This is a genomic window from Microcoleus sp. T3_B1, from assembly GCF_036700445.1.
In the GTDB taxonomy this organism is placed as follows: Bacteria; Cyanobacteriota; Cyanobacteriia; order Cyanobacteriales; family Microcoleaceae; genus Microcoleus.
In genome coordinates, this window is the sequence record NZ_JAUBOX010000131.1 from 3577 (window position 1) to 13247 (window position 9671).

The 9671-nt window shown below is 46.8% G+C and carries 13 protein-coding genes; 12 read left to right on the forward strand and 1 reads right to left on the reverse strand.

Going from position 1 to position 9671, the window contains the following annotated elements; all coding sequences use genetic code 11:
- Window positions 1-2451: DUF3854 domain-containing protein (locus tag QT990_RS33945; RefSeq protein ID WP_333466308.1), on the reverse strand; the 2451-nt coding region annotated here is incomplete at its 3' end.
- A gap of 998 nt (window positions 2452-3449) precedes the next feature.
- Here QT990_RS33945 and QT990_RS33950 point away from each other — a divergent pair.
- The 12 genes from QT990_RS33950 to QT990_RS34005 all read left to right on the forward strand — a co-directional run bounded on the left by QT990_RS33950 (window position 3450) and on the right by QT990_RS34005 (window position 9623).
- Window positions 3450-4037 (forward strand): hypothetical protein, encoded by a 588-nt coding sequence (locus QT990_RS33950; RefSeq protein WP_333466309.1) that lies wholly within the window; start codon window positions 3450-3452, stop codon window positions 4035-4037.
- Complete coding sequence (locus tag QT990_RS33955) at window positions 4034-4219, forward strand: hypothetical protein (RefSeq protein WP_333466310.1); 186 nt, start codon at window positions 4034-4036, stop codon at window positions 4217-4219. Before QT990_RS33950 ends, QT990_RS33955 begins: the two co-directional genes overlap by 4 nt.
- Window positions 4220-4332: 113 nt before the next feature.
- Window positions 4333-4671 (forward strand): hypothetical protein, encoded by a 339-nt coding sequence (locus QT990_RS33960; protein ID WP_333466311.1) that lies wholly within the window; start codon window positions 4333-4335, stop codon window positions 4669-4671.
- Complete coding sequence (locus QT990_RS33965) at window positions 4649-5245, forward strand: hypothetical protein (protein WP_333466312.1); 597 nt, start codon at window positions 4649-4651, stop codon at window positions 5243-5245. Before QT990_RS33960 ends, QT990_RS33965 begins: the two co-directional genes overlap by 23 nt.
- A gap of 312 nt (window positions 5246-5557) precedes the next feature.
- On the forward strand, window positions 5558-5743 hold the full coding sequence (locus tag QT990_RS33970) for a hypothetical protein (RefSeq protein ID WP_333466313.1): 186 nt from the start codon (window positions 5558-5560) through the stop codon (window positions 5741-5743).
- Window positions 5744-5780: 37 nt separating this feature from the next.
- Window positions 5781-6110 (forward strand): hypothetical protein, encoded by a 330-nt coding sequence (locus QT990_RS33975; protein ID WP_333466314.1) that lies wholly within the window; start codon window positions 5781-5783, stop codon window positions 6108-6110.
- A 16-nt stretch (window positions 6111-6126) separates the two neighbouring features.
- Window positions 6127-6345, forward strand: coding sequence for a hypothetical protein (locus QT990_RS33980; RefSeq protein WP_333466315.1), 219 nt, complete (start codon window positions 6127-6129; stop codon window positions 6343-6345).
- Between the two features lie 5 nt (window positions 6346-6350).
- Window positions 6351-6557 carry a hypothetical protein gene (locus QT990_RS33985; protein WP_333466316.1) on the forward strand — a complete coding sequence of 69 codons (207 nt, stop codon included), beginning with the start codon at window positions 6351-6353 and terminating at the stop codon, window positions 6555-6557.
- A gap of 68 nt (window positions 6558-6625) precedes the next feature.
- Window positions 6626-6982: a hypothetical protein gene (locus tag QT990_RS33990; protein ID WP_333466317.1), complete on the forward strand. Its 357-nt coding sequence runs from the start codon at window positions 6626-6628 to the stop codon at window positions 6980-6982.
- A 75-nt stretch (window positions 6983-7057) separates the two neighbouring features.
- Complete coding sequence (locus QT990_RS33995) at window positions 7058-7828, forward strand: hypothetical protein (protein ID WP_333466318.1); 771 nt, start codon at window positions 7058-7060, stop codon at window positions 7826-7828.
- Window positions 7829-7830: 2 nt separating this feature from the next.
- Window positions 7831-8307, forward strand: a complete 477-nt coding sequence (locus QT990_RS34000; RefSeq protein WP_333466319.1) for a hypothetical protein — start codon at window positions 7831-7833, stop codon at window positions 8305-8307.
- The gene (locus tag QT990_RS34005) at window positions 8229-9623 is read left to right on the forward strand and encodes a hypothetical protein (RefSeq protein ID WP_333466320.1); all 1395 of its coding nucleotides are present in this window, start codon (window positions 8229-8231) and stop codon (window positions 9621-9623) included. The genes QT990_RS34000 and QT990_RS34005 overlap by 79 nt, the downstream gene beginning before the upstream one ends.
- Window positions 9624-9671: the final 48 nt, after the last annotated feature.

Consider the following 9671-nt stretch of genomic DNA (forward strand, 5'->3'; position numbering starts at 1 on the left):
ACTTGAGTCAGCAGGAGTTGATATTGTGCCGCCATCAGTTTCGAGACTTGAGTCAGCAGGAGTTGATATTGTGCCGCCATCAGTTTCGAGACTTGAGTCAGCAGGAGTTGATATTGTGCCGCTATCAGTTCCGAGACTTGAGTCAGCAGAAGTAATTTCATTCTTTTTTGCAAGTTTTGAGTTTAAGTCTACATAGTCTACACAAGCCTTGTGGAGTAAGGGTTTTAGGTCTACATTTGAGTCTGCACCCTGTAGACCTACATCTACATTTTTGGATTGACTCAACAAATCTTCTACAGTCGAAATGTCTTGGTCGGTATCTGTCCGCAACCTCAACCCTTTGATTGCCATGCCAGCGGCCGACCGCTGCTTTGCGACATCTTTCCATTCGAGGACTTCTCGGCAGAGTTCCACCAAATCTGCTGAGAAATTGTTCTTACCTTTGGCGCTGTACCCGGCTCGACGACAGTAATTGTTATAGGAGCCAAACAAAGTTGATTTAGCCGCGACATAATCCGCATCTTTCCATTCGTCTTTATCGGCTCCGATTGCCGTCTGGGCCTCGGTATCGTGAATAATGCAATCGTTGACCCATGACGCCATCGGGTCTGCCCGCACCCGGTCAGCCCAAAAAGTGCCATTAATTCCGCTTCCTTCTTGAGCCAAAATGCGCTCTATTTCGGTCACTGGAATTGATAACAAATATTGGGTAAATGCGCTTAATTCCGGCTCTAATTCTCGTTCGAGGTGGGGGTTTCGCTTAATGGGGGTGTACTCGAATCCTTCTTGAATTATTCGCCGCTTCAACCAGGAAAGTCCGCTGGCAGGGAAACACGGCTGATTTGAAGTAATTAGCGCCAGACCAGAAAAACGGAAGTCAACAGCCGATTTGTACAATTGGCGACCGCTGATTTTACCCCCGCCCGTCAGTGACCTGAAGTTTGATAAATTGCCTGTGTACTTTTCTTGGTCGTCAAAAACCGCTAGCCGCTTTGTCTGTAAATCCGCGACTTTATCTGAAGCGGTTAAATCTTCCAAGTTTCCAATCCAAGTGTTTCGCTCTCCAACCACCATTGTGGTCAGTCGGGAGTAAAGCCCTTTCCCAGTTCCACCTGGGCCAGTCAGCATTAGGAATTTGTGCAAATGCGCCATACCGCGCAAGCTGGCGGCGATGAAGGCAATCAGAATGTCTTTCTTGTTCCGATTGCCATCGGTGGCCTGATTCATCCAATCGTTGATTTTTGCCCATCCAGTATTAACAGCGCTTCCTTTGTAGCTGCGCGGTAGCGACCAAGTTAGTCGGAATCCGGGGGCGTGTTCTTGCCAAGTGTTGCTTTCAATTTCAAGCACCCCATCTTCAAAGGGCAATAGTTCGTTTGATGGTCGCTCTAACCAATCGAGCTCGAATAATTTCCTTTTGAGCGACCCTAGAACGTTGGCGCAGTAGGCGTTGTTGGGTTGCAACCCCCGCGTCTGGCACATGGTATCTATGGCGCTGAGGACATAATCGTCGTTCACCGCCGCCCAAACTCCTTTATGCCGAAGTTCGTACTTCATCCAAGATTTGTGTTCGTCAGAATAGCAGAGTTGGTCGCGCAACTCCTCGGCAAGTTCGGCTCCCAATTCTTGGGGTAAAGGAATTTTATTCTTAGGCGATGAATCCTCGCTCCCATCAAGATTGCTCTCCCATTCCTGAAAGCTGACTGACTTCATAAGCATCCGCCTGAACTCTTCTATTCCTTTTCTCTGGATAAAATCATCCATACCTTTGGTTTCTCCTTCAGTGCCAGGTTCCCATTGTGCAGTAATGCTGCGAACGGGGACACCAAACTTAAGCAACTGGTGGCCGAGTTTCCGCTGTTCCCAAATGACGCTTGGATTGGTGGCTGCATCTGCATCAAAGACAATGATGAATCCAAAACCGGCACGAGCGTAAGCTTCCAGGGTGGGAACGAGATAGCGTTTGTTCTGCAAATCGCTAGCTTTCGCTGTCAGCCCCATGCTGATGCCCATTAAGGCAATTGTCGGTAAGCCATGACAGCATCCCGCGATTGCTTTCCAGATTCCTTCAGTTAGTAAGATGTAGGGCCGACCGTCAATGTGGTAGCAATGCTCTGCAAGCTTTTCAGTATTCCAATAGTCCTTATCGGTTGGATGCTGGGGGAGAAAAGCGTCATATTCCCCTAACGGGGTGCGGTACTTGGGTGCCTTTTTATCTTCTCTTGACTTCCACGGCTTGTCTGGCCTGAACTGAAATTGTGTGCCTGCACCAATAAAGAAGATGCCACCAGACTTGGCGGTATAGCCCAAGTAAAATGATGCCTCGTCAGCAGATACGGTTCGGCAGTTGGCGTAACTCCAATTATTCAACAGCCCCCGGCTCTCAATGTGGGTCTTGTGTTTGGGGCAAAGGTACGCGGTAGTTGAGAATTGATTTGCAATAACGTTCATAGATGCCTCTTTCGCTACTCATAGCGCTGCGTGCTGGTTTTTTACAAAAACCCGCGCTTAGTAGAAGAGACGGCTCTGCTGTAACTACCGTTGATTGGCATTTGGTGCAAATGTGGCAGTAATGGCAGATTTTAGACTATGATGAATTTAAATATTTTTTGTTTTTTGTTTGTCTGCCGTCTCTTCTAAAGACTGCGGACTCTTTTTTTTGGTCTGGCCTAATCGCTGCGGGCGGTCGCTTGTTGATAACAACCTTTTAAAATTTTATACGCGAACGTATTGCTTAGACTGACAGGGATGGCAGGGAAAGCGGGTTAATTTCAGCGACATTCATGGTGTATTAGTAGTTTTCTTTTTATTGCCCCGCTTGGCTTTGGTGGCTGGCGGGGGGGCAGTTTCACTGGGTGAATCATGGGTGCTGTCCGGTTTGGGGGTTGGGGGATTAGAAGGGTTTTGTTTTAGGTATTCCGCTATAGCTCGCTTAACTACCACTCGTGTCAGTTGGGGTACTGTTAAAAACTCCTTCTCAGCCCAAGCCCCTAGGTGCTCCATATCCTGCTTCTCTAGGTAAAGGGTTATTCGAGGTTTATCAGAGGGCATACAAGTGTTAAGGAGGTTGTCACTTTCTTAAACTCTACCCTTTACTACCTCGCTTTTTATTTAGGTACACCAAAACTCGACAAATACCTTACCTGTTGTTTCACTTTGTCTGCGGGAATCCCATTTCTATCGTAAGGTAAATATTGACAAGTACCTTACCTGTTGTTACTATACACTCAGGCACGCCAAAGTCAGTGTCGGCGTAAAAGGGTCATCCATAAAACTACCCCTTTTGTTGTCCAAAACTAACTTGAAAGCGCCTTAAATCCAATGCCCGCAACACTTTCGCTGATTGGCGTTCGCGGGCAGACAAAAAAACCAAAACCAAACCCCGCCCCCCATGACTCGCAATCTCAAAGGGCGGGGTGTGGCACTCACATTAATGAGGTTTTTCAATCATGACACAAATACCGATACCGATAACGGTTGAGGTGTCCGCTGCTGCTGCAACGCCAGGAGTGACGAGCGCTTCTTTGTATCCTTCGCTGTTGGCATCCGTAGAAACGATGGCAGAACCAGAACTCTGGGTTTTGATGGAAGCGGTCGTTTATTCGCTGCGCCAAAGGGACACGCTCACCCGCTCCATTAAAGAGTGCGGTACTGTTGAATGTTTTGGCGATAAGTGGCCGCAAGATTTTGATTTCTTGCCAACCGATTCCGAAGCGATCGCCGCTTTGGAGGCCATAGCCGACCAATTCTCCCGCCGCCAACTCCATTCTTGCTGGCAATCGCTGCTGAGCACTTGCAACCGCATCCAAAAGCTTGCCCTGATTGAAGCGATAACCTACGCCCAGCACTATTCATCGACGGTACTCCAAGCGCTCTCTCAATGCGAACTCTCGGATTTGTTTGAAGATTCCCTCGAACATTTAGATGTTTGGATGTCTGAACCTGAAGCGTTGAGGCTGATTCGCTTGTTCTCCGGTTCCCTGTTGGCTTCATCGGAAGCTGCACCCACACCTGGTGATGGGAGGGACGATCGATGAAAGCACTCAGAAGCCATCAATTCAAGTGGAGCGTTACCGTCACCCGCAAGTACAATCCACCCCGCCAGATTATAGTTTTCGGGCGATCGCAAGTAGAAGCACTTCAAGATGCCGTAGCTTCTGCACGCGAAGTCTGGGGTATCTGGGATGCCAAATCATTTAGCACGCCGGAAAGGAAATAATTTTTTTTGATTCTTCGTTAGCTACTTCGGGCGACTCCGAAAACAGCTAACGAAAGAATCAGAATTTCGGGTGATGTAGCCCGCCAAGTAGCCAATCAAATGTCAACCAGAAAATGCCAACACCTAAAAAGCCTGTAGACGTAGCTGTTTTTAACAGTCGATGTGGCAAATGGAACCATCGAAATTACTTCAGAGCAGAGGTAAAGGTAATTCTAGGTAAAGGGGGAAAACCGATGCCGGAAGCTACTTTCAAAACCAGACTCGCCCTTTTAGAAGCAGAATGCCCTGAGTTTCAGAGACAACCTTACCGCCGAACATTTTCTCAATTTCATTTGAACTGCTTGCTAACCCTAGAAACTTGGATTCTGGAAGCCAACCGCTGCATTGCCACTGTTCGAGAACGATTAGCACAAGAAGGATTACCCACCCATGAATACCGAACCGACAATTGACCGCCGCGACATCAAAAGTAAATGGGGACTCAACAAAGTTTCTGACGTAACCAACGCTCGCAAAGCTTTAGGACAGCCCGATTGGCAAAACTCTCTTTTGAGCCCTGATGACAGCGCAGAAATCGACCTTTATTTCGAGCTGGTACTGAATCAGCGAATTGCGCCTTCTTTGGCACTCGAACAAGTAGTGGGAACTCGGAACGGACGCGGTGAATACTGCAATGACATCGACTCAGAAGCGATCGCCAGCGGTGAAAAGCGCGATGCTGAAGAAGAGAAAAGCGGAGCGATACAAGCCATTGAGGGAATGACTCGCGAAGCATCCTTGGGAATGGCCGATGTTGCCGGAGCCGTTAGCGACCAAATGCTAGATGCCTTTAAGATTTCTCTGAGTGCAAATCTAACCCACGGTTTGACCGATATGGCATCGAATATCCGAAGTAATTTCAGCGTTCTCACCGAGGCAGTAAAAGCAGCTCCCTTGGATTTGCGGAATGCCAATTTGCCAGCCCCAAAGCCTGTTTTACCAACCAAGCCAGTACCGCCGCGGAGGATTTCACCAGGACTCTGGTAGGCGCTCACCGAGATTTGGGGGAAGCCCTAGCTTTAAGGCAGGCTCAAAGGGAAAAGGTGCTCCTGAATCTCATCTTTTTCCTGAGCCTGCAACAGGGGAGGCAACCTAAAACACCTGGCATTATATTGCCTCCCCATCGCAATTATGCTGAAGAAACAATCGCGCTAATGAGGTTTGTCTGATGCTGGAAAGTTACGGTTTCATTGAGTTGTATTTAGTGTACCCTGGATTGAGATTGTGGCGAACCTTTAAATCTAAGCTTGCGACAATCAATAAAGTGAGCGAAGTAGCCGTATTAGTTGGAGGATGCGCGTGAAAATTAGAGAAGTCTTGGCAACAGTTAAACACTGCCAATCAGGATGGCAAGAACAAAAACTGGTACACATCCTATTTACTGACCCGGATGAAAAGTACCAGTTACTAAAGCCTTACTGCGTAGAATATGGCAAAAATGTCATCTTTAGCAAGACAGATAACGAGATTCTGTTACCAGATTGAGCAAGAAGGCATAAACATAGAGCTAAGGAGTACAGCGATGTTAGTTCACATCCGCAAAAAAGAGGTTTTGTTATGGCACGAAGAGCAGCCGGTTTTTGTATACGCTCCCGACAACAAATGTCTGGCATTTTGTCAAATCAAAGACCTCGATTTGTACAGCAATCGATATGGTGCGCTTTACAACATTATTGAGAGCGATGTTTACTTAGAAGCGGTAGACGAAAATAAAAATCTTTGCCAGCCCAAAGAGAAATATTTCCCCCCTGATTGTGTAGGCCCGAGAGAATGCCCTTATCCCGGAGTTTGCTACCGATTCGAGACTGACCAGCAAGATTATGAATGTTCTGAATCTGAAGGGGAATCATAGTTAATAAGGAAGCAGTATGAACAAAGTATCAGATGAAAACGAATCTTTCGCTGCCAGCGATTTAATACTAGCTCAGCCAACAATTAGCGATAATTTGACTCTCAAAAAACCAGCAATCGGTGGTGACTCGTTGTTTAACCTTGAACACCCAGCAATCAGTGACGACTTGACGCAAAGGTTCATCCACCATTTGATCCTTCCTGATTTTAAGCACAGCAACGAAGATTTGAGGTAACAACTATGTCAGATAAACTCTCGGTAATTTGTGCATCACTCCTGTTTGCAGCTATTCCCGCTATGCTGGTTTATTTAGCCAAATCGTCCTGGCACGACGGTTATCGGCAAGCCGTAAAAGATTTACCACCCACGGTAGTTCAAGGCGATCAGAATATCGACAACAGCACGAATCACAACTATCAATTTGCACCGTCGCTTGGGGGTAAGTAAGCTTGGGAATTGTTTGACACTAGCTAATGTTAACGGGAAAGCAAGGCAACTGAATGAGGCAAAATGCAATGCTGAGTAAGATTATAGGAGCTTTACCTACAAGCACTTTAAATGCAGTATTCGACGCTGCATTTGATGAGCTAAAGAGAAGGGGCGAAATTATTGAAGACGAACCAGTGGCGGAACTCACCTCTGACAAGATTAAGATTTTTGCTCACTTTGGATTGAAAATAAAACTCGTTGTTGAGCCAGATTTCGCCTGCTGGTACGTGTATGACGGCGACCCCGACTCGATTGAAATTGGCGTTGAAGAAAATGAGGATAGAGCTTTTGATTCAGCTACAAAATGGGTGGACTGGTATTTGTCAGGTGAATGGAAACTTTCTGATAGAAGTTCCTATTCTACAGACCCGCAAGGAAATTAAACTTACACTCGCCTTGCTGCTGACAATGGATTTGATTGCATACCAAACCGCAGACTGGATTAAAGGAGACAAACCATGAGTGCAATTGTTAAATACACAGGCGGTGGAGCCATAGCCCCAGCCCTAGTCGGAAAAGTCAAAGCATTTGATAGCGCACCTGAAATGTTGACTACTTTTCAGGGATACTACGGGTTCGACCCATCAGCTTTTGCCGGGATGTCCGAGGAAGAATTGGGAGCCTTCGTAGATTCGGTTGAAGAAATCAAGTTTCTGATTGACAACCTCGACAAGTTAGAAAAACACGTCAACGATTATATTGACGGCGTTGTCAAATACAACGAGTTTGTAGCCCGCTGCGTCAAAGCCGGTGCCAAGGGCATGGAGAAGATCGATCGAGCCACACTCGACGTATTCTTGGCATGGAAAGGTTGGCAGGCCAATACCAAAAAGCTAGCCAAAGATTCGGATGTTGGCGTAAGACTACTCGACCAAGAAGTTATTGATTACGGCGATTTAGCGGAATACGACCTTCAGATTTCTCTTCAGATTGTGGCTAACAGATTAGTCCGCCAAAAAGAAGCGCTATCCCAAAAACCTGACACAGAAGCAGCAAACTATGCGGAGCGACAAGCAGCTCAAGAGGCAAAAAGTGAAGAGAGAAATAGGATAAAAGACTTGTTCGCTTACGGTACTCGCGGGAAATACGGTTTGCCATCATCTAGTAGCAAACAATTAAGTCCTGCTGCCAATAACGCTAGCAATAACGCTAGCAATAACGCTAGCAAAGCAAGTGGTTGGCTCAAAAGATGGGGCAGTAAAGCCTTTGATTATTTCTCAGGGAAGTAGCCATGCAGTTACCACCATTTCTTATTCCCAAACCTCAAAATCCTCCTGTTGATCCACCTTCACAACAACCACAACTCCCCGAATTAGAAGAATCAGACCAATTGAGGTTTCTCAAGAACTTAAACAGCTTCTGCGGTCAAGGATTTTGGTTTGCGGTTGGGCTATCCATCGCTCACGTTTCGAGGATTCTCAGTGCTCCTGTAATGCTCGTTGCAGTGATTTTAGTAGCCGGGTTTCTGTTCTCGGTAAAACCAAAAAACCCAACGCCTTACTTGCTGTCGATGCGTCGGATTAGTGGATTGGTGGTGATTGTCGGAACTATTGCTGCATTTTGGGATGCGGCGTGGCTGCTGGCAAATGTGCCTTTAAGTGTAGGCTTCGGCTTTGGGTTAACAAGAGTGTGGCAGCTTGGCGTGATTGTCGGCGTGTCGGTAGCGCTGATGAAGTTGGTCGCATTGTGGAGGAGGTGGATGCGGTGAAAAGTGCCATCGCCTGTGTGATTGTGGGTATTGGATGCAGCGGCTTGAGCTTGTTCGGCTACTTTGACAAACACGTCAGCTACTGCAATAAAGTTACAAACCCCTGTACGCCTGTTGTGGTAACGGGTTCCCAGTATCCCAACAATGCCAAGTTTGTGAAGCTGCATCAAGGCTGGGGGTTGCTGCGTACAACATCCGGCGTAATTGCTGCAATCAGCTTTGGTGCGGGTTATTTTGCATCGGGTGCAGCATCGGTGAAGCAGAGAAAGAGCGAGGAAGAGGCTGCTCTCAATGAAGCTCGGCAAAAGCAGTTAGAGGCAACTACAAGCGACATTTTGGATGAGGAAGAAATCCAGAAAACAGCGATTGCTGCTGACTTGAGAGTGAAGGATTTCAAGCGCGAACTCTACGACGGCTACAACACGCTTTATTTGGAGAAGAATCCCGAACTGTTGGAGGCTTTAACTACCGCCGCCACTCCCCAATCTTTGCCTGCATCTTTCCCCGCTCCAATAGAATCAAAGTCCGATGAAGTTGAAAATGCGGAACTCCTATCAAACACAGCATCCGCCCAAAACAACAATCAATTATTGGGTGTAGAACTGCCAGTAACTCCCAAATTAGGAGTGAAATTCTTTGATTGGAAGCAGTTTAGGGAGACTCCTGAGATGTTTCCTCACATTAGAGGAGTTGCAGCTACCCGATGCGGAAAAACCACGCTATTTGATTGGCTGATGGATGTGATGCCATCCCAAAAGCAGTCGGTAATTACGGTCAAACGGTGGCCGCATCAATGGATTGGCTTGGATGTAATAGGAGTACCTGAAGATTACAAAGCTATCCGCTCCTCTTTGGAAGCACTGCAAAGTGAAAGAGTGCGACGTACAGCATTAATGGCAAAGGGGATTGATTCACCCATTTGGAATGTAGCGGTTGATGAATGGAAAGCAATTTCGCGTAATGTGAGAGCGATTGTCGATCGCAAAACCAAACAGATTATTTCTCTCGGCGCCAAGCAAATTATGGGTGAAATGATTACTTTAGCCAGGGAAACCAACATCCGCATCTTTGCTTTAGCGCAGGGTAGACAAGTTGTAACTTGGGGATTGGAGGGAGAATCAGATTTAGCGGAGTGTTTCAGTAGCATTTACATGGGTAAGTTTGCCGTAGAAGAATGTGAAAGTTATCGCAACAAATTCCCCAAGGATTCCGAGCAATACGCCAAGTACCAACAAGTGCGAGATTACTTGGAATCGTTGGGAAATAGAGCAGCATGGATTAGCTGCGAGGTAAGGATTCAGGTCAAAAAAACTTAAGTGGCGGCATCTGGTAAAATAAAGGAATGAAAAAGCCCACAGCCACCA